We start from the raw sequence: 19,053 nt of genomic DNA, 5'->3' as shown, positions 1-19,053 counted from the left end.
TCAAACGAGTGGTCGACTACAACGTCAAGGTTCGCGTCAAGGCGGACAACTCCGGCGTCGACCTTGCTAACGTCAAGATGTCCATGAACCCCTTCTGCGAAATCGCCGTGGAAGAAGCCGTACGCCTGAAGGAAAAAGGCGTTGCGACCGAGATCGTCGTCGTTTCCGTCGGCCCGACCACTGCCCAGGAGCAACTGCGTACCGCCCTGGCCCTGGGTGCCGACCGTGCCATCCTGGTCGAAGCCGCTGACGAACTGAACTCCCTGGCCGTGGCCAAGGCGCTGAAGGCCGTTGTCGACAAGGAGCAGCCGCAGCTGGTCATCCTCGGCAAGCAGGCCATCGACAGTGACAACAACCAGACCGGCCAGATGCTGGCCGCGCTCACCGGCTTCGCTCAGGGCACCTTCGCCTCCAAGGTTGAAGTGGCTGGCGACAAGCTGAATGTCACCCGTGAAATCGACGGCGGCCTGCAGACCGTTGCACTGAACCTGCCAGCCATCGTTACCACCGACTTGCGCCTGAACGAGCCACGCTACGCGTCGCTGCCGAACATCATGAAGGCCAAGAAGAAGCCGCTGGAGACCGTCAAGCCTGACGATCTGGGCGTTTCCCTCGCCTCCACCAACAAGACCTTGAAAGTCGAAGCCCCGGCCGCCCGCAGTGCAGGTATCAAGGTCAGGTCGGTGGCCGAATTGGTTGAAAAGCTGAAAAACGAAGCGAAGGTGATCTGATGAGCATTCTGGTAGTTGCTGAACACGACAATCACTCCCTCGCTGGCCCGACCCTGCACACCCTGGCCGCCGCTCGCCAGATCGGCGCTGACATCGTGGTGCTCGTAGCCGGACACGACGTGGCCGGTGTGGCATTCGCCGCCGCGCAGTGCCCTGGCGTGAGCAAAGTGCTGCTGGCAGACGATGCCGCCTACGCCCATCAGCTTCCGGAAAACGTGGCGCCCTTGGTGGCCAACCTGGGCCGCGACTTCAGCCATGTGCTGGCGTCGGCCACCAGCAACGGCAAGAACCTCCTGCCACGGGTAGCTGCGCTGCTGGATGTCGACCAGATCTCAGAGATCATTTCGGTCGAGTCCGCGGACACCTTCAAGCGTCCAATCTACGCCGGTAACGCCATTGCCACCGTCCAATCCAGCGCTGCGGTAAAAGTCATCACCGTGCGCTCCACCGGTTTTGACGCCGTGCCGGCAGAAGGCGGCGGCGCGCCAATCGAGGCACTGGCCGGTGCTGCAGATGCAGGTCTGTCGGCATTTGTCTGCGAAGCGTTGGCCAAGTCCGACCGCCCCGAACTGACCGCCGCCAAGATCGTGGTATCCGGCGGCCGTGGCATGGGCAACGGTGACAACTTCAGCCACCTGTATAGCCTGGCCGACAAGCTCGGTGCTGCGGTTGGTGCTTCGCGCGCGGCGGTAGACGCAGGGTTCGTGCCCAACGACATGCAGGTCGGTCAGACTGGCAAGATCGTCGCGCCGCAGTTGTACATCGCCGTGGGTATCTCCGGCGCTATTCAGCACCTGGCCGGCATGAAGGACGCCAAGGTCATTGTCGCGATCAACAAGGATGAAGAAGCACCTATCTTCCAGGTAGCTGATTACGGTTTGGTCGGCGACCTGTTCGAGATCGTACCGGAACTGACTTCGACGCTGTAAAGGACAATAAAAAATGAGCACACCTGCACCCCAAACATGGATTGGCCGTAGCGAGACCGTCCATGACTGCATCAGCCATAACCTGGTCAAGCGTATTGCCGCCACCTTGAGCGAGCCGGCACCCGCGCCGGGTGATGCCCTGCCCGCACTCTGGCACTGGGCGTTTTTCCAGGAGCCAGTCGAAGCGGCCGGCCTGGGTGGCGATGGCCATCCGGCGCGGGGCGGTTTTCTGCCCCCGGCGGATAACCGCAACCGCATGTGGGCCGGAGGACGCCTGGAATTCATCCGCCCGCTGCGGATCGATGCCCAGGTGTCCCGCCGCTCGACCATCCTCAATGTCGAGGAGAAGCACGGGCGTACTGGCTCCCTGATGTTCGTCACCGTGCAGCATGAATATGTGCAGGACGGCCAGCGGGCACTGCTCGAAGAGCAGGACATCGTCTATCGCGAGCCTTCGCCGCCCAAGCTCGGCGGCACCGAGCCGATGCCCCAGGGCGATTGGAGCGAAAGCGTGCAACCAGATCCGACGCTACTGTTCCGCTACTCGGCAGTGACCTTCAACGGACATCGCATCCATTACGACTGGCCATACGTCACTGAAACCGAGGGCTACCCGGGGCTGGTGGTCCACGGCCCGCTGATCGCTACCCTGAACCTGCGTGCATTCGTGCGCGCGAACCCGCAACTGAACGTCCGCCGCTTCAGCTATCGCGGTGTGCGCCCGCTGATCTGCCCGGATGCGTTCCACGTCGGCGGGCGGTTGACCGGTGACGGCAAGGCGCAGGTCTGGGCAGGTAATCAGGCCGGTCAGGCGCAGGTTGGCGAAATCGAATTCGCCCAGGGGGCACGCCCATGAGCGCTGAGATCGTACGCACTGCGCTGTTCGTCCCGGCTACCCGCCCCGAGCGCATTCCCAAGGCCTTGGTGAGTGGCGCCGACCGGGTCATCGTTGACCTGGAGGATGCCGTTGAAGAGGCGCTCAAGGAACAGGCGCGCGATAACCTTGAGCAGTTTCTCAGTGATCAGCCCCAGGCCCAGGTACTTGTGCGGGTCAACGCGCCCGGTCACTGGGCCCACGAGGCCGACCTGGCGCTGTGCCAGCGCCACCCCGGCGTCGTCGGCATTTTGCTGCCCAAGGCGGAAACCGTCGGCCAGATCGAACGCGCACATGCCACCGGCAAGGCGGTGTGGCCGATCATCGAAAGCGCCAAGGGCCTGGCTGCGCTGCCCCTCCTGGCGGCAGCGACAGGCGTCGACCGTCTGTCATTCGGCAGCCTGGATCTGGGCCTGGACCTCGGGCTGAACGTCGGCAGTGCCGCCGCCGGGCAGGTACTGGACCATGCCCGCTATGCGGTGTTGCTGCACAGCCGCGTCGCCGGGCTGGCTGCGCCGCTGGACGGCGTCTTCCCTGCCATCCAGGACACCGACGGGCTGCAGCGTCAGGTGCGCTTCGCCCGGGACATGGGCTTTGCCGGCGCCCTGTGCATTCACCCTGGCCAGGTCAGCGTGATTCACGCCGCGCTCAAGCCTTCGGCTGCCGAGCTGGACTGGGCGCAGCGGGTGGTCGAACACGCTGAAACTGGCGCTGGCGTGTTCACCCTCGATGGCCAGATGGTCGACGCTCCCGTCATCCTGCGCGCCCGCGCCATGCTGCTCCAGGCCGGCTGACGCTCCCGTTATCGCCCCCGGCACCGCATACTCCTTCTGTTCTGACGCGCAGCGGCCTGCGGTACCGGGGGCATCTACCCAGAGAGGTGCCCCATGTGTCTGCTCACTGGCACACCCAGGTCCCGGCGCCACTGCAAACGCCTGCTCTGCCGGCTGCTGGGCGCACTGTCGAGGATGCCGGCCTATGCTTGAAGCCGCCCGTCCCAGCCCCTCCCCCCTGACCCAGGCTGCAACCGAACTGATGGTCGAGATGGGCTACACCGCCATGACCATGAGGAAGCTGGCCCTGCGCGTCGGTATTCTCCCCGGCAGCCTTTACCATCACGTCGATTGCAAACAGGATCTGCTGCTCAATGTCGTGCTCGATATCGTCGAGCGCCGCAAGCAGGCCTGGGCAAACCGCGCCCAACCTCAAGATCTGCATGCTTATGTGCGTTTTGCGCTGGCACGGCAAGTTGCCCTTCCCCAGGAGGAGATGATCCTTCGTCACGAAACCAGGCACCTGCACGGCCGCCACCGGCTCTGGCTGGAGCGGGCAATGGCGCAACTGGCCGAGCCACTGCACCAGGTCATCGAGCGGGGTTGCGCTATCGGTCAGTACTGCGTACGCGACACAGCCCGGGCCGCCGTTGCGCTCCTGGCGATCATCGAGAGCGCCAATAGTCTGCGGGTTGGCAATGCGGCCTTCGAGGAAGGATGGATCGAGCAGCACATCTTGCGTATGTGCAATGCCTTGCTGCAGCCCGGGCAATGCCCCGGTTGACGAACTGCCTTCAAGGTGAGTGGGGAATACATGCTCTGGCGGATCAGCGCCCGCCAGAGCGTACTGCAAGCGGCACTAGGTATCGCGATGGTCACTGGCCTTCAGCCGTTGCCGGAACACATCGAACGCCTGCGGGTTGACCATACGTGGCCCTGGCTCGCCGCGCAGGATCTGCAGAATCTGCTCAGCCGCCCACGCTCCCATGCGCTTGCGGGCCTCGCGGGTGACGCCTGCGGTGTGATAAAGGCCGACTACGTTTTCAAGGCCGAGCAAGGGGTGATCCAATGCCGGCGGCTCCTGGTCCCAAACGTCGATTCCCGCAGCGCCAAGATGCCCGCAAGCCAACGCGTCATACAACGCGGCCTCGTCATGCAAGCCGCCACGTGCGGTATTGATGAACACAGCCCCTTTGCGCATCGCCCCGAAAGTCGACGCGTTCATGAGGTTCAAGGTCGAAGCCAGACGCGGGCAATGCAGCGAGACCACATCACTGTGCTGCAACAGGCTCGGCAACGTGCAACTGGCTGCGCCCCGCTGGCCGATCTGTTCCGCGCTCAGCAGAGGATCATGGGCAAGCACCTGCATGCCCAACGCCTGGGCTATGCGTGCGACACGGGTACCGATTTCACCGATACCGACCAGCCCCAAGGTCTTACCGCACAGCTCGCTACCCATCAAGTCTTCACGCGAAAACCCGCGTTCCCGGCGCAGGCGCCGATCTGATTCGCTGATACGCCGCGCACAATCGAGCATCAGCCCAACCGTGGCCTCGGCCACCGATTGGGCGTTGGCGCCAGACTGGTTGACGACCAACACGCCTGCGCGGGTGCAGGCTTCGACATCCACCGTGTCGAAACCGGCGCCATTGGTCGAGACACACAGCAGGTCAGGCAACTGGCACAGCAGCGCCTCGGTCACACACCACGGTCGCGGGAGTTCGTCCCGCGCCGAAGGCACCTGGTACACCTGGCAGCTGCGCAGCGCCTGCAGGATGACGGCAGGCGACTGGTGACGGGCAACGGTTTGCAGCACGACATCGGGCGAAGCTTCGAGGATCTGGGCCATCACCGGGTGATACCAGACGTCGAAGCGCACGATCTTCTTCCTTTCAGCAATCATGCTCGCCTTCCCTCAGTGGCTCGGGTGGGTGGGCAGTGCTTTACGGCCCATGAACTTGCGTACGCCGATGTTTGCTTCGACCTTGCCGTCGCCATCGAGATAACCGTGTTTGCCAAGGTCTGGCATCAGCAGCGCCGACACCAGGGTGATGGCGCCGATGACCGCCACGTACAGGTAAAAGTACTGCTCCATCCCCAAGGACCGGAAGGTCAGCGCCACGTACTCGGCCGATCCGCCGAACATTGCGGCCCCCACGGCGTAAGGCAGCCCTACACCCAGGGCGCGCACGGTCGGCGGATAGAAGTCGGCCTTGAGTACACCGGTGACCGGGGTATAGAAGGCTGCGATCAGCAACCCGGCGAGCACGAGCCCAAACGCGGCGAGCGGGTCTTGCACTGTCTTGATCGCGGACAGCAACGGGATAACCAGGAAGGTGGACAGCAGGCCGAACAAGATCATGTTGCGGCGCACGCCGATTTTGTCTGCGAGCATGCCGAACACCGGCTGCACCAGCATGAAGATCACCAGTGCAGAAGCCATGATGATGCTCACGGTGGGGGCCGGGATACCGACACTCACTACCAGGAACTTCTGCATGTACGCGGTAAAGGTATAGAAGTACAGCGAGCAGCCGATGGTGATGGTAAAGGTCAGCAACACCGCGCGCCGGTGCTGCATCAGGCCTCGGAGCGAGCCGGACTCCTTGCTCTTCATGCCCGCTTCAGTGGCTGTCTCGCGCATGGTGCGGCGCAGAATGACCACCACGATCGAAGCCAGCGCGCCGATCAGGAACGGTACCCGCCAGCCCCAGGCCTTCAGGTCCTGTTCCGACAGCACCAGTTGCAGTACCGCAACCGTCAGCAGCGCCAGCAGTTGCCCGGCGATGATCGTCATGTACTGGAACGAGCCGTAGAACGAGCGCCGCCCGGCGCGGGATACCTCACTGATATAGGTGGCGCCGGTGCCGTACTCGGCGCCTACCGATAACCCTTGCATCAGCCGCGCGATCACCAGCAGCACCGGCGCTGCGACACCCACTGTGGCATACGTGGGCATGACCGCGATCATCAACGAGCCGCCGCACATCATGAACACTGAGATGATCATCGAGATCTTGCGCCCTCGGGTATCGGCGATGTAGCCGAAAATCCAGCCACCCAGTGGACGCATGAAGAAACCGACAGCGAAGATACCGGCCGTGGCCAGCAGCTGGCTGGTCTGGTCGCCAGCGGGGAAGAACAGTGATGCGAAGTAGATCGAGGTGTAGGCGTAGATGAAGAAGTCGTACCACTCCACCAGGTTGCCGGAGCACACACCCACAATTGCGGTGGTGCGCTCTTTGCGCGTCAACGGACGTGCCGTGCTCATGTCTGCATTCATGATCGCTACCCTTGTTGTTATTTTTTTTTTGCCAACTCGGGTACAGCTTTGCATAGCGTCGTTTTGGGGGAAGAGGTGCCACTGGTCTAACAGCTATGCCTGGCAGGCATGGCCCTCTACGCCGGGCTTTCGGGCCGTTTGTACTGCAGATAGCGGCAGACTTCTTCAGCGACCCGGCCAAGGCAGCCTTTGAAAAAGTGGTCGGCGCCGGCGTACACCGATACGCGGCGTTGTTCGCCAGCGGCCCATCCCAGCAGGCTCGGCAGAGGCGCCATCTGGTCGCACTCGCCGTGCACCAGCAGGCAATCGTCGGGCAAGGCCGGCGCGGGGTAATGGCGGCCCCCGGGCACATCGCCGACCGGCAGCCCCAGCAGGGCCAAGGCATCGAACGCTCCAGGCGATGCGCTGGCCAACCTGGCGAACACATGGGCGCCGAAGGAGAACCCAACCAAGGCGATGGGCAGCCCAGGCATCATTGCAGCCATGTGCTGAAGCACCGCCAGGCTGTCCTCAGTCTCGCCGATGCCGCCATCATGACTGCCCTCGCTCAACCCCACCCCACGAAAACTCGGCCGCACCGCCAGCCAGCCGCTGGCACACAACTGCCGGGCGAGGGTCACTGGCACGATGTGCCGTGGGCTGCCACCCAGCAGCGGTTGCGGATGGCTGACGATCGCCACGCCCTTCGGCGGGGTGGGTGGATGATCGAGCAGCAGGTGGAGCTTGCCCACCCCGCCATCGATCAGCAGCTCTTCACGGTCCAGTCGTGACATTGCAATTGACTCCTCGATGGTTGGCGCTCACGCGGCCCTGCCCGGCAGTGAGCGCATGACCAGCAGCACCAGCACGACATTGACAACGGCCAAGGCAGCGAGCGTTGCCAGCACCCCCATGGCGCCAAAGTGCTGAAGCAGGTAGCCGCCGACCAGCGGCGTCACCGCCTGACCGATTAGCGAAGGACGCGACATCTTGCCCATCAGCGCCACGTACTGCGCCGGCGGCATCAGCGCCAGGGGCAGCAAACCCCGGACGATGGCCCGCAAGCCATTGCCGCAGCCGTAGAGCAACAGCCCCAGTGCCGTAGCGCCAGGCGCCAGGGCAACCAGTGCCACGCCCACGGCCACCAGAACCGAAGAAACCAGCGCGGTCCAGATCGGGTGTCGCTTGCGGGCGACAATCTGCAGCACGCGCGATGCCACTTGGCTGGGCCCCAATAGCGCACTCAGCGCGATTGCCGTGGTCAGGCTGTGGCCCAACCCCTGCAGCACTGCCACCAGTTGCACCGAAACCGCGGTCATGATGATCGCCCCGATCGCGAAGATCCACATCAGCAACAGGTACAGACGTCGGTCGACGCTGACATCGGTCGCCGCTAGCGCAGGCTTGCTTTTTGACCCGTGCGGCCCCGCCGGCAGCACCCAGAGGTACAGCGGCGCGACCACGACAATGAGCATCAGCGCATAAGCGTTACAGGTGACCCGCCAGCCGAATTGCTCGATTGCGAACGCTACCAGCGGCCAGGTGATGGTCGTGGCAAAACCAGAGATCAAGGTGATACCCGTGATCGCCCTGCCCGCCCGCTCGGCGTACAAGGCGCCAAGGGTGGCAAACAGGGCTTCGTAGAGACCAATGGCCATGCCGGCGCCAATGACGACCCAGGCTAGCAAGAACACTTGCAGGCTGTGCGCGTTGGCGACGATCAGCAGCCCGCCCCCCACCACGACTCCGCTCGCGGCCATCTGCAGGCGACCACCGTAGCGAACCACCAGGCGGCTCGCCAGCGGCGCCAGCAGTGCGGACACCATCAAGCCCAGCGACAGCGCGCCATACACCCAATGGCCATCCCAGCCAGTCTCGCGCAGGATGGGCTCACCCATGACCGCCAGGATAAAGAAGGACCCACCCCAGACCATGATCTGGAGTAACCCCAGGCACAAGATGCCGATGGGTCCGGGGAGACGTAGAGCAGCGTTCACAAACGGCCTTCATGTACGGAGGAGATCGACGCCGGTGATTACCGTCGCCGATGGGTGTCGAGGGGGCGCTGTTGCGCGCGAAGCATAGCGCGGCGGCTCAAGTCTACTGGGATGAGCGAAGGCCTGCTATTGAATCCCGGCATTTCAGCTATGCCGGGCGACGCGGTGATGATCCTGTGCGCCGTGCCGCTTCCACCACGTTGAACACCAGCATCCCAGTGACCATTGCCGCGACGAACACCCAAGCCTGCCAATAGGCCCCGGCCAGCAGCACCAGCGCAGGGCCGGGGCACAGGCCGGCCAGCCCCCAACCGCCCCCAAAGAGCAGGCTACCGCCGACCAGCCGGCGGTCGACGTCACGCCGCGTTGGCAATTGCATCTTTCCCCCCAGCAATGCCAGGGTGTGCCGCCTTGCCCACGCCATGGGCAGCAAGGCCACGCCTATGGCACCGACCATGACCAGTGCCAGCGAGGGGTCCCACTGCCCGGCAAGGTCGAGAAACCCGAGGACCTTGGCAGGGTTTGCCATGCCGGACAGCAACAGGCCCATGCCGAACAGGGCGCCGGACAGAAAACCAATGAATCGCTGCATGTTACGTACCTGCCACAACATGACGAAGGAAATAGACGGTAGCAAAACCGGCGGCCATGAAACACAGCGTTGCCACCGCCGAGCGTGGCGACAACCGAGATAGGCCGCACACGCCATGGCCGCTGGTGCAGCCTGCGGCGTAACGCGTACCCATGCCCACCAGCAACCCGGCCGCAATGAGGGATAACGGTGAGGCTGTGAAATGCACCGGAGGCAACGTGGAAAAGAAGCGCCACAGCAGCGGCGCAGCGATGATGCCGAGCAGGAATGACGCCTTCTCGCCACGCCCTTCTTCGCCACGCTGCAACAACGACCCGATCAGGCCGCTGATACCCGCAATACGCCCATTGGCCACGGCGAACAGCCCCGCGGCCAGGCCGATCATGGCGCCGCCTGCCAGCGCCGACCAAGGGGTGAAATCGGTCATGCCCAACTCCGAGCCATCGGTGTGAGATGGCGGCTATTTGCGCTTGGCTTGCTGCAACTGTTGCACCTGGACCAAAGCCTGGGTTGCACGGCGCAGGGCCTCATTGGCGGTCTGCTCGACCAGGTCGATACGGTAGCACATCTGGTCGGCGCGCAACCGGGCGGTGGCGGCATTGTCCTCTGCCGACTCCAGGCGTGCCCGAGCAGCAGATAGCGTTGCATGTGCATACCCTCTTGCGTCTCGAGACACCCTGAGTATCGGTAATGCCACCCGCTGCGACCTGACATTTGTCAACCGCGTCGGCCGGCCCAGGAGTAGAAAACGGGAAGGCGCTATAGTGACTGGCAGTCGTTATTGCAGTGCTGGCGACCGTGCAGTCGGCCTGTTCAACCCGCCCCGGCCCGAGTAATGACAATGCTCACTGTCACGCTGATCAACATGCTGATCGTGATTCTGGTGGTGATCATTCACTACGAATGCCTGCTGCGCCTGAATGACTGGCTGCCGCGCCTCAGGCTGTGGAGCCGGTTCCGTATCGTCGCGGGGGTGTTCGGCGCGTTGTTGGCCCATGCCGTGGAGGTCTGGTGCTTCGCCCTGGCTTATTACCTGATGGCCCATGCCGAGGGCTGGGGGACACTCAGCGGCAATTTTGACGGGAGCTTTCTGGACTGCGTGTATTTTTCCTTCACCACCTACACCACCATTGGCTTCGGCGACATCGCGCCTATCGGCCACCTCAAATACCTCACCGGCTTGCAGGCGCTCACGGGCCTGGTGCTGATCACCTGGACCGCCTCGTTCCTGTTTCTGGAAATGCAGAAGTACTGGAAAGCCAAATAAACATCGAACGATCACGCCAAGGCCAAGCCACCGCGACCCGCCTGCGCAGGTGCGCTCATCAGGCGCCTGCGGTCAGGGCGTGGCGGCACTGCCTTGCTCGGGTAACAGATCGAACTGGGCAAGGCAGCGCTGCTCATCAGCCGGGGTCAACGCCCGCAGACCGCTCACTTCCTGCAGCGGGGTGTTGAACAACGCCAGGCGGATCACCCCATTGCGCGCCAGAAAGGTTTGCGCCAGGCAGGTGCAGACAGGCTTGCCGATCAACGCCGCAAGCTGCTCGTTTTGCGGTGCTTGCACCTGTGCCTGCAGGTTGGCCGAACAGTTTTCCACGATCTGCTCCACCGAGCGCCCGGCCAGCCATAGGGTGGCACCGCCCAGCACCGCCAGGAGCAACAGCGTACCCATCAGCACGTTCGATTCCCGGGTGATCGACCGCAAGAACGCCAGCCTGGCCTGCCAGCCCGTCTCCTGGCCGTTGAAAATGGCTTTGCCGACCGTGCGTTTCACGCCGCGCTGAACGGCCCAACCCAGCGCCACGCTCAATGCCAGCAAGCTCAGGAGCACGGCCGGATCACGCATGGGCATGCGCCAACTCGAGCTCAAAGCCTGGTAGACAGAGGCCGCGACGAGTAACGCGGCGATGGCCACGATCCAGCCCAGGCTACCCCTGGGCCGGTGCATCCAGGCCCGGAGTTTCGCTCGTGCTTGCATGTTCATGACTACCTCCCGCGCCGGGGTTCAGCGCACAGGGTCGATGGCTACGGTTTCCTGATATTCCGGCACGCACACCTGCCAGCCCAGCTCCAGGCTGATTCGCCGTCGCAGGGTGTCGGCGGCGTGTGGCTCGCCATGGATGACGTAGGTTTGCCGCGGTGGCCGGGTGAAGCCACGCAGCCACTCCATGATCTCGTCGGCGTCAGCGTGGGCAGAAAGGTTTTCCATGGCGTGCACCTGTGCCCGGATCGGTACGTCTTCGCCCTGCAGGCGCACGCTGCTGGCGCCGGCGACGATATCGGCGCCGCGCGTGCCTCCCGCCTGAAAACCAGAGAACAGGATGCTGTTGCGCGGGTTGGGGGCCAGCGCCTTCAGGTGGTGCAGCACCCGCCCACCGGTGGCCATACCACTGGCGGCAATGATTACCGCCGGCTCGCGCAGCTGGTCCAGGTGGCGGGACTCATCGACCGTACGGATGATCCGTGTGCCCTTGCACATCGCGGCGCACTCCGCCGCCGGTAGCCGATGCTCGCTGCGAAACTGCTGATAAAGGGCGGTGGCATCGGTGGCCATCGGGCTATTGAGGTACACCGGGATGTCCGGGATCAGCCGGTCACGCTTAAGCTTGTACAGGTAATACATCAGCAGCTGGGCGCGGCCGACAGCGAATGAAGGAACCAGGACGATGCCATGGCGCAAAAGGGTCTGGTTGATGACCTGGGCCAGATACTGCTCGGTCGCTTCTGCCGGGTGCTGGCGATCACCGTAGGTGGACTCCACCAGCAGCACATCCGCCGTGCGGATCAATTCCGGCGCGCGCATGATGGGGTCTTGCGGCCTGCCCAGGTCACCCGAAAAGATCAAGGTCTGCCCCTCGGCACTGATCTGCACGGTCGCCGCGCCCAGGATATGGCCAGCCGTGCGCAACAGCAGGTGCATGCCTTCGGCGATCAGCGTTGGCTGGTGCAGCTCTACCGGGCGCAACAATGCCAGCGCCCGCTTCGCATCCTGCTCGGTATAGAGCGGCCGTGCCGGCGTATGTTTGGAGTAGCCGTGGCGATTGGCATGCTCGGCCTGCTCTTCCTGCAGCCGCGCACTGTCGAGCAAGAGCACTTCAGCCAGGGCGCAGGTGGCCGGGGTGGCATAGATCGGTCCGCTATAGCCTTCCCTGACCAATACCGGCAGGTAACCGCTGTGGTCGAGATGGGCGTGTGTGAGTACCACCGCATCCAGCGCCTTCAGTGCCGGTGGCAAGGGCTCCCAGTTACGCAGGCGCAATTGCTTGTAGCCCTGGAACAGCCCGCAGTCGACCAGGAGCCGCGTGCGGTCGCGGGTCAACAGGAATTTGCTGCCGGTCACTGTCCCGGTGCCGCCGAGAAAGGTCAGTTGCATGGCCAAGGCTCCTGGTTCTCGAACACATGGGGATGAACGGTCAGCACGCTGCACGGTGGGTGGCCGATGACGCGTTCAGTGGTGTCGCCCAGCAGCTTGTCCAGCCCTTTGGGCTGCACCACGCCCATCACCAGGACGTCTATCTCAAGGGTCGCGACCTGTTCGCGGATCACCTGCACCGGCCCGCCCTCCATGAAGTGCCGGCGGTCCTGCGCCACGCCTTCGGCCTCGGCCAACGCATCGAACGGTTGCTGAAGCGCCTCGCGCATCTCCTCGATCCATGCCTGGGTGACAGTCATGTCTGCCGCGAACACCCCGGCCAGGTTGTAGGCCGACAGCAGGTGCAACGCAGCACCGCACTGCAGTGCCAGTGCCTCGGCCACGTGAATCAGCCCCCGGTTGAACCGCTGCTGAGCGTCCGGCGTCTCGCTGAAACAGGTATCCACGGCGACCAGAATGCGCCGCGGCAATGAAACAGCCGCCTTCGGTACGAACAGGGTCTGCCCCTTGCTGCCACGCATCAATGCACAGTCCAGCGGGGTGCCGAACAGCCGCGCCAGGGCCGAGGCGGGTTCGCAGTCCTTGATGACCAGGTCAGGCTGTAGTTCGCTGATGTAGTCGATGGCTTCGCTGCATGTATCGTCGACGGCGAGGCTGTCCACCGTCAGCGCCACACCGCTGCCGCGGTGCCGCTCGACCAGCGCGCGTATTTGCAGGCAATAGTGGTCGTACTGGCGTTTGATATCCGCCTCGTTCAGGCGCTCTTCGCGCAGCAGGTGCTCCTCACTCGGTTCGAACAGGCCCAGCACGTGCACGCTGGCACCGCTGACATGCGCCAGCGCCAGCCCTCTGCGCAGCGCCGCCGAATGGGGATTGACCTCGGTAAGCAGCACCAGCAGTTGTCGATATTGACCCATGGTGAACCTCCGGGCTTGCGCGGCTGGTAGGTGATGAAAAGGATTCTCCGGGTGCGGCTGTGCTGGCGTTTGATGCAGATCAGAAACACATGATCCGCCCCGAACTTGACCTGCGCGCTTGAAAACAAGGCCCTTGCGGGCCTTGTGCCCTATCCCCGGGAATGCTCGGGGGAAATCACCAGCACACTGCTGGACAAGCGATGCAATACCCGCTCGGCAGTGCTGCCAATGAACCAGCCGATGCCGTGGTGGTGATAACTGCCCATGACCAGTACGTCGATATCATTGTTGTCCATGAACACTCCCAGGACCTTGGTCGGGTCACCTATGCGCATATGCCGGTGCTCGACGGCTATGCCATTGCGCTCGGCAAGGGCCTGGAAGGCGTCGCTCTGGGCTTCATGGAGCGTCCGGGCGAGGTTGGAATCGAAGAGGAACGAATGCTCCCGGCTGCCACCGGCGTCCAGGTACATGGAACCCAGGTCGTAGGCATACAGCAATTCGATCTGCGCGCTGCACTGCAAAGCCAGCTTCAGCGCCTCGCTGATGATCTGGTCATTGAAGCCTTCGAACTGATCCTCGGGCCGGGACAGGTCCACGGCCGCCAGGATCCTGCGCGGTAATGGATGGGTGGCCTTGTGCACCAGATGCAGCGGGATGCGGGTTTCACGCAGCAGCTGGATATCCAGGGAGGTGAACATGGCGCGCATCCACCAAGGCTCATGCTCGAGTTCCTTGATCAGCAGGGCGAACGGCTGTTCGCGCAGGTGCACCAGAATCTCGTTCAAGGGATGCTGCACCCACACCACTTCGGTGGTGACCGTGACACCGTTACGCCGCATCGGCTGAGCCTGGCTTTCCAGCCACTCCCGATGTTGCAGCACGTAGCCGTCGCGCATCACCGCCAGTGCCTGGTCATTTACCAGGCCCGCCGTGGCAAGCCCTTCCACATAATCGAAAGCCACGATGTGCAGCGCCATGCCCTTGGCCTTGGCCAAGGCCGCGGCTCGATCGTAGACGGGGGTTCGACGCATCAGGGGCGATGCGATCAACAGCAGTCTTTGCGGGGTTTCCATGGCACACCTCTGCGATTGCGATAGGTATCCCAAGCATCGTTCACCCGTGCTCTGCAGACTTGACGTTTGTCAACTGACGCCCCACGGACCAACGGTCTCTCCCGCAGCATACAAACTTGACGTGGATCAACGATTCGCCCCTTGCAGGGCGCACGCTACTTCCGTACCAACAACAATCTCCAGTCCCGGAGGCGTGCCATGGCGCTCGTAGGCAAATGCGGCGTGGATGTGGCGATCAGGCCTTGAGCCTCGTGCGTTGCCGGCAGGGATGCCTTTGTTTGCATTGTTGCGCAGTTTTTTGCCCATGCATGCTCCGGAGGCACCCATGAAGGTCTACGTCGAGAACAACACCGAACAGCACCGCTGCTGGGTCCGCATGGACGAGTGGCGGGTCAGTTTCAGCACGGCAGCTGAAGCCCAACAGTTTGTCGAGCGGCTCAACGCCCGCCTCAACGCCCCCCATTCGCTGGACATGCTGGCAGGCTGGTCGCCCCGTTCAGGCGTGACAGCCCACGCGGATGTGCGATGTGCGAGGGGGGCTTGAACATGTCTGGCCAACTGAAAGTCACGCTGCTCGAGCAGCCAGCTACGTCGCGCACGTCCCCGCCGATTCACCTGAGACCGCTGGTCACGTTGTGTCGCGATTGTCGGGTCAGCGGCCTGTGCCTGCCCATCGGTCTACCCCTGCATGACAACAGTTGCCTGGGCGCGCTGATCGGGCCACGCCTGCGCATCCGCAAAGGCGCAGCGCTGTTCAACGCCAATGACCCCTTGACCACGCTTTACGCGGTGCACTGTGGCAGTTTCAAGACCAGCATGAACAGTGCCGAAGGCCAGGGCGTAGTGATCAACTTCTGGATGCCGGGTGACGTGCTCGGCCTGGACGCCATCGCCACCGACCGCCACGTCTGCGACGCCATTGCCCTGGAAGACAGCGAAGTGTGCCCAGTCCCGTACCGTCGCCTGCAAGCACTGGCGCGCGACTTTCCGGTATTGCAGCAAAGCCTGAACCGCTTGATGAGCCGGGAGATCGTGCGGGAGCACGAGCGTGTCCTGATGCTGTGCAACCTTACCGCCGAGCAGCGCCTGGCCAGTTTCATGATCGGGCTGTCCGGGCGCTTCGTCACCCGGGGCTACTCCGCCCATGGCTTCATGTTGCGCATGTCACGCGAGGATATCGCATCGTACCTGGGCCTGCGCCTGGAAACCGTATGCCGGTCGGTCGCCCGCTTGCGTGCGCAAGGTATCGTCGACCTGCGCGGCAGGCTGGTGGAAATACTCGACATGCCCGCATTGATAGCGCTCCAGCAGGGCGACCCGGACAGTGATCGCAGGCAAACCTTGAACGCGCCCTGCTCGACAGGCTGAAGTTAGCCACGGCGTCGTGTCGTGGCGCAAGGATGACGCCCAACTGCACCGCTCGTCGTGCCATCAATGGATTGGAACCAACACCGTAGGGCCAGATCTTTCGAACCGGTATGAGCACTCTCAACTGCAGGAGCTTCTACCATGCGAGACTTCCCTACTCCCCCCTTCCCTTCACAGCCCCAGGAGGTACCCGGTTCGCAACGCAAGATGGAGCCCTACCCTGATTGCGGAGAGCAGTCGTATACCGGCCACAATCGTCTGGAGGGCAAAATAGCCTTGATCACGGGTGCTGACAGCGGGATTGGCAGGGCTGTAGCCATTGCCTATGCCCGCGAAGGGGCCGACGTGGCCATCGCCTACCTCGACGAGCACGAAGACGCGCGAGAAACCGCACGATGGGTCGAGTCCGCAGGCCGGCAATGTCTCCTGCTACCTGGCGACCTGGCGCAAAAACAGCACTGCTATGCCATCGTCGAAAAAACCGTCGAACAGTTCGGTCGTATCGACATCCTGGTCAACAACGCAGCCTTTCAGATGGCTCACGAGAACTTGGAAGACATCGACGATGAGGAATGGGTGAAAACTTTCGATACCAATATCACCGCCATCTTCCGGATCTGCCAGGCCGCCTTGCCATCGATGCCCAGGGGCAGCTCGATTATCAACACCAGCTCGGTGAACTCCGACGATCCTTCTCCCGCCCTGCTGGCCTATGCCGCCACCAAAGGTGCCATCGCCAACTTCACCGCTGGCCTGGCCCAATTGCTGGGCAAAAAGGGAATCCGGGTCAACAGCGTGGCCCCTGGCCCCATCTGGACGCCCTTGATCCCGTCAACCATGCCAGATGAGGCGGTGAAGAATTTCGGTTCCAGCTATCCCATGGGGCGACCAGGGCAACCCGTGGAAGTCGCGCCGATCTATGTACTGCTGGGTTCTGATGAGGCCAGCTATATCAGTGGGTCGCGTTACGGTGTCACTGGCGGTAAACCGATACTTTGACGGCCATGAGGCTCGCCAGACAGGCGAGCCCTTCCTCAGCTTCAGCACAACAACTGAGATTACCTGCCCACACAACCTGTGCGCTGGCGCTCCAGGTCTGGTCGATCACGCTGGGCGCGGTCCCAACATCGCATGAACATTGGCAACCAGCTCCTCGACAGCAAACGGCTTGGTCAGCACTGCCGACCCATCCCGCAGGAGGCCATCCTCGAACACCGAAGGGCGCGAATAACCGGTCATGAAGATCACGGGCAAGCCTTGGCGAGCCTTGCGCCCGGCGGCTGCCATCTCACGGCCATCGATGTCGCCGGGCAAGCCAATGTCGGTCACCAGCAAATCGATGCGTGTGTCTGAAACCAGTACCTGCAGGCCAGCCTGGCTGTCAGCCGCCTCGATGACCGTGCACCCCAGACCGCTGAGCACATCACTGACAAACAAGCGCACGGACGGCTCGTCATCGACAATCAACACGGTGCGGTCTGGCCAGCTGCTGGAGAAATCAGAGTGATGCACTGCGCGACCGGCGGGCTCGGCTTGGTCCAAGGCAGCGGGTAGCGAAAGCTCGACGCGCGTCCCCTCACCCTCCCGTGAAAAGATCCTGACTTGCCCCCCGGACTGTTTGGCAAAACCATAAACCATCGACAGCCCCAACCCCGTGCCTTCGCCGATGGATTTGGTGGTGAAGAACGGCTCGCACGCTTTCGACAGCGTTTCGGCAGACATGCCCACGCCATTGTCAGTCACGCTGATGGTCAGGTAATTACCGGGCTGGAGCTCGGTATCCAGCTCCGGGCCTGCCACGAGGGTATGGTTGGCGGTCACAATCGAAATCTTGCCAGCCCTTTTACCAATGGCATCGCGCGCGTTGATACAGAGGTTCAACAGCGAATTTTCGACCTGGACCGGGTCTACCAGACAGGTGGCCATTGGCGCATTCAAGTCGACCGTCAGGGAAATCGACGGGCCGACGGTGCGGCAGACAAGGTCCTGGAGCCCTCCAATCAACCCATTCACATCCATGCAGACTGGCTGCAACGGCTGACGGCGAGAGAATGCCAACAACCGATGCGTCAGCGCGGCCGCCTTTTGCGCCGCATGGTGCGCAACCGCGATGTAACGTTCGACATCCTCAGCGCGCCCTTGCTTGCCGCGCAAGCGGGCCAGGTCCAGGCTGCCGATGATTCCGGCCAGCAGATTGTTGAAGTCGTGGGCAATGCCCCCTGTGAGCTGGCCTATGGCCTCCATTTTTTGCGCATGACGCAGCGCCTCCTGTGCCGCCTCACGCTGGGCCACCGCCTCACTGATCCGGTCCTCCAGCGTGCGGTTCAGATTCAGGAGCGCCGCCTCGGCTCGTTTTCGGGCAGACACGTCAATGGAGGAACCGATCAGCCCTATGACCTGCCCGACCTCATCGACGAGCGGGGCTTTGACCGATAACCAAGTGGTCTCCGAGCCATCGGGCATGTCGACCCGCTCCTCGATCTGCACCGCCTTGCCGCCACGCATTACCTGCCGGTCTGTCTCCATCACCTGGCGTGCCTGGGCTTTGTCTTCGAGAAACTCGAGATCGGTCTTGCCCAGGTAAAATTCAGGGGGTTTGCCAATCAGCTGGGTCGCCCCATGGTTGGCAATGAGCATCCTGCCTTCGAGGTCCTTTGCGTAGACCACACCTGGCACCGCAGCAGTGAACGTGCGCAACAGGGCCGACACCCGATCCCGCTCTGCCTCGGCAGCCCTGCGCGATTCGATGTCCATGAGCACGCCCGGAAAGCGAATGGCTTGCCCGGTTTCATCCAGTTCAGCATGCCCGTTGGCTTCGATCCAGTGGTAGATACCGTCCGTGTTGCGCACCCGGTACTCACAGCGAAACGCACCGCCTCGTGCCATCGCTTCCTGGATATCGCGGTGAACACGCTCACGGTCTTCCGGGTAGATTGCGGTAAAAGCTTCGGCTATCGGAATGCCCGCCTCACACATCTGGGCAGGTATCCCGAACGAGCGGGAGAAGCGTTCGTCTGCTGTCACCCGATCGTTGGGAATATCCCAGACCCAGGTGCCCACGACAGCAGCGGCTTCCAGCACAAGCCGCAGTTTTTCCGAGGAATCATCTGCGACAGGGAGCATTTCAGAACCGGCATTCAGTGCCGGCTGTGCAGCAACCC

22 protein-coding genes are annotated in these 19,053 nt (G+C 62.9%); 9 read left to right on the top strand and 13 right to left on the bottom strand.

From position 1 onward, the window contains the following. From E8E68_RS05310 to E8E68_RS05290, 5 genes are all read left to right on the top strand, one after another. The coding region (locus E8E68_RS05310) for an electron transfer flavoprotein subunit beta/FixA family protein (RefSeq protein ID WP_280340084.1) at nt 1–731 on the top strand (731 nt) is incomplete at its 5' end. Beyond that, on the top strand, nt 731–1,660 hold the full coding sequence (locus E8E68_RS05305; RefSeq protein ID WP_280340082.1) for an FAD-binding protein: 930 nt from the start codon (nt 731–733) through the stop codon (nt 1,658–1,660). The genes E8E68_RS05310 and E8E68_RS05305, both read left to right, overlap by 1 nt. Nucleotides 1,661–1,673: 13 nt before the next feature. Then, nucleotides 1,674–2,516 carry a MaoC family dehydratase N-terminal domain-containing protein gene (locus tag E8E68_RS05300; RefSeq protein ID WP_266029972.1) on the top strand — a complete coding sequence of 281 codons (843 nt, stop codon included), beginning with the start codon at nt 1,674–1,676 and terminating at the stop codon, nt 2,514–2,516. Then, nucleotides 2,513–3,328: a CoA ester lyase gene (locus E8E68_RS05295; protein WP_266029970.1), complete on the top strand. Its 816-nt coding sequence runs from the start codon at nt 2,513–2,515 to the stop codon at nt 3,326–3,328. The genes E8E68_RS05300 and E8E68_RS05295 overlap by 4 nt, the downstream gene beginning before the upstream one ends. 184 nt (nt 3,329–3,512) lie before the next feature. Continuing rightward, nucleotides 3,513–4,091 (top strand): TetR/AcrR family transcriptional regulator, encoded by a 579-nt coding sequence (locus E8E68_RS05290; protein ID WP_266029969.1) that lies wholly within the window; start codon nt 3,513–3,515, stop codon nt 4,089–4,091. A gap of 75 nt (nt 4,092–4,166) precedes the next feature. On the opposite strand, the gene E8E68_RS05285 is transcribed toward E8E68_RS05290, so the two are convergent. The 7 genes from E8E68_RS05285 to E8E68_RS05255 all read right to left on the bottom strand — a co-directional run bounded on the left by E8E68_RS05285 (nt 4,167) and on the right by E8E68_RS05255 (nt 9,834). Then, entirely contained in the window at nt 4,167–5,210 is a 1,044-nt protein-coding gene (locus tag E8E68_RS05285) for a hydroxyacid dehydrogenase (RefSeq protein ID WP_266029967.1), read from the bottom strand. Nucleotides 5,211–5,222: 12 nt separating this feature from the next. After that, nucleotides 5,223–6,578, bottom strand: coding sequence for an MFS family transporter (locus tag E8E68_RS05280; protein WP_266029965.1), 1,356 nt, complete (start codon nt 6,576–6,578; stop codon nt 5,223–5,225). Between the two features lie 128 nt (nt 6,579–6,706). Further along, the gene (locus tag E8E68_RS05275) at nt 6,707–7,363 is read right to left on the bottom strand and encodes an alpha/beta hydrolase (RefSeq protein ID WP_266029964.1); all 657 of its coding nucleotides are present in this window, start codon (nt 7,361–7,363) and stop codon (nt 6,707–6,709) included. Between the two features lie 27 nt (nt 7,364–7,390). Then, on the bottom strand, nt 7,391–8,566 hold the full coding sequence (locus tag E8E68_RS05270; RefSeq protein WP_266029963.1) for an MFS transporter: 1,176 nt from the start codon (nt 8,564–8,566) through the stop codon (nt 7,391–7,393). Nucleotides 8,567–8,714: 148 nt separating this feature from the next. Further along, nucleotides 8,715–9,158: a DUF6691 family protein gene (locus E8E68_RS05265; RefSeq protein ID WP_266029961.1), complete on the bottom strand. Its 444-nt coding sequence runs from the start codon at nt 9,156–9,158 to the stop codon at nt 8,715–8,717. A 1-nt stretch (nt 9,159) separates the two neighbouring features. Beyond that, nucleotides 9,160–9,585: a YeeE/YedE family protein gene (locus E8E68_RS05260; protein ID WP_266029959.1), complete on the bottom strand. Its 426-nt coding sequence runs from the start codon at nt 9,583–9,585 to the stop codon at nt 9,160–9,162. 33 nt (nt 9,586–9,618) lie between these two features. Continuing rightward, the gene (locus tag E8E68_RS05255) at nt 9,619–9,834 is read right to left on the bottom strand and encodes a hypothetical protein (RefSeq protein WP_266029957.1); all 216 of its coding nucleotides are present in this window, start codon (nt 9,832–9,834) and stop codon (nt 9,619–9,621) included. Between the two features lie 165 nt (nt 9,835–9,999). Here E8E68_RS05255 and E8E68_RS05250 point away from each other — a divergent pair, with 165 nt between their 5' ends. Then, complete coding sequence (locus E8E68_RS05250; RefSeq protein WP_266029955.1) at nt 10,000–10,425, top strand: potassium channel family protein; 426 nt, start codon at nt 10,000–10,002, stop codon at nt 10,423–10,425. Between the two features lie 72 nt (nt 10,426–10,497). On the opposite strand, the gene E8E68_RS05245 is transcribed toward E8E68_RS05250, so the two are convergent. The 5 genes from E8E68_RS05245 to E8E68_RS05225 form a co-directional block, all read right to left on the bottom strand. Beyond that, a complete protein-coding gene (locus E8E68_RS05245) occupies nt 10,498–11,142 on the bottom strand; it encodes a hypothetical protein (protein ID WP_280340074.1) in 645 nt (214 codons plus the stop codon). A 21-nt stretch (nt 11,143–11,163) separates the two neighbouring features. After that, nucleotides 11,164–12,531, bottom strand: a complete 1,368-nt coding sequence (locus tag E8E68_RS05240; protein ID WP_266029952.1) for an MBL fold metallo-hydrolase — start codon at nt 12,529–12,531, stop codon at nt 11,164–11,166. Then, nucleotides 12,522–13,448 carry a universal stress protein gene (locus E8E68_RS05235; RefSeq protein ID WP_280340071.1) on the bottom strand — a complete coding sequence of 309 codons (927 nt, stop codon included), beginning with the start codon at nt 13,446–13,448 and terminating at the stop codon, nt 12,522–12,524. The genes E8E68_RS05240 and E8E68_RS05235 overlap by 10 nt, the downstream gene beginning before the upstream one ends. Nucleotides 13,449–13,597: 149 nt before the next feature. Then, nucleotides 13,598–14,524 carry a universal stress protein gene (locus E8E68_RS05230; RefSeq protein WP_266029948.1) on the bottom strand — a complete coding sequence of 309 codons (927 nt, stop codon included), beginning with the start codon at nt 14,522–14,524 and terminating at the stop codon, nt 13,598–13,600. A 126-nt stretch (nt 14,525–14,650) separates the two neighbouring features. Then, nucleotides 14,651–14,830, bottom strand: coding sequence for a hypothetical protein (locus E8E68_RS05225; RefSeq protein WP_266029946.1), 180 nt, complete (start codon nt 14,828–14,830; stop codon nt 14,651–14,653). A 19-nt stretch (nt 14,831–14,849) separates the two neighbouring features. On the opposite strand from E8E68_RS05225, the gene E8E68_RS05220 reads away from it, so the two are divergent. The 3 genes from E8E68_RS05220 to E8E68_RS05210 all read left to right on the top strand — a co-directional run bounded on the left by E8E68_RS05220 (nt 14,850) and on the right by E8E68_RS05210 (nt 16,891). After that, entirely contained in the window at nt 14,850–15,068 is a 219-nt protein-coding gene (locus E8E68_RS05220) for a hypothetical protein (protein WP_280340069.1), read from the top strand. Between the two features lie 2 nt (nt 15,069–15,070). Next, complete coding sequence (locus E8E68_RS05215) at nt 15,071–15,892, top strand: helix-turn-helix domain-containing protein (RefSeq protein ID WP_280340067.1); 822 nt, start codon at nt 15,071–15,073, stop codon at nt 15,890–15,892. 141 nt (nt 15,893–16,033) lie between these two features. Further along, the gene (locus E8E68_RS05210) at nt 16,034–16,891 is read left to right on the top strand and encodes an SDR family oxidoreductase (RefSeq protein ID WP_280340066.1); all 858 of its coding nucleotides are present in this window, start codon (nt 16,034–16,036) and stop codon (nt 16,889–16,891) included. Nucleotides 16,892–16,996: 105 nt separating this feature from the next. Here E8E68_RS05210 and E8E68_RS05205 read toward each other — a convergent pair whose 3' ends face one another. After that, nucleotides 16,997–19,015 carry a PAS domain-containing sensor histidine kinase gene (locus E8E68_RS05205; protein WP_280340086.1) on the bottom strand — a complete coding sequence of 673 codons (2,019 nt, stop codon included), beginning with the start codon at nt 19,013–19,015 and terminating at the stop codon, nt 16,997–16,999. Nucleotides 19,016–19,053 lie beyond the last annotated feature (38 nt).

This window comes from Pseudomonas sp. BN607 (assembly GCF_029871175.1).
GTDB lineage: Bacteria > Pseudomonadota > Gammaproteobacteria > Pseudomonadales > Pseudomonadaceae > Aquipseudomonas.
This window is presented reverse-complemented; position numbering and strand designations above follow the sequence as displayed.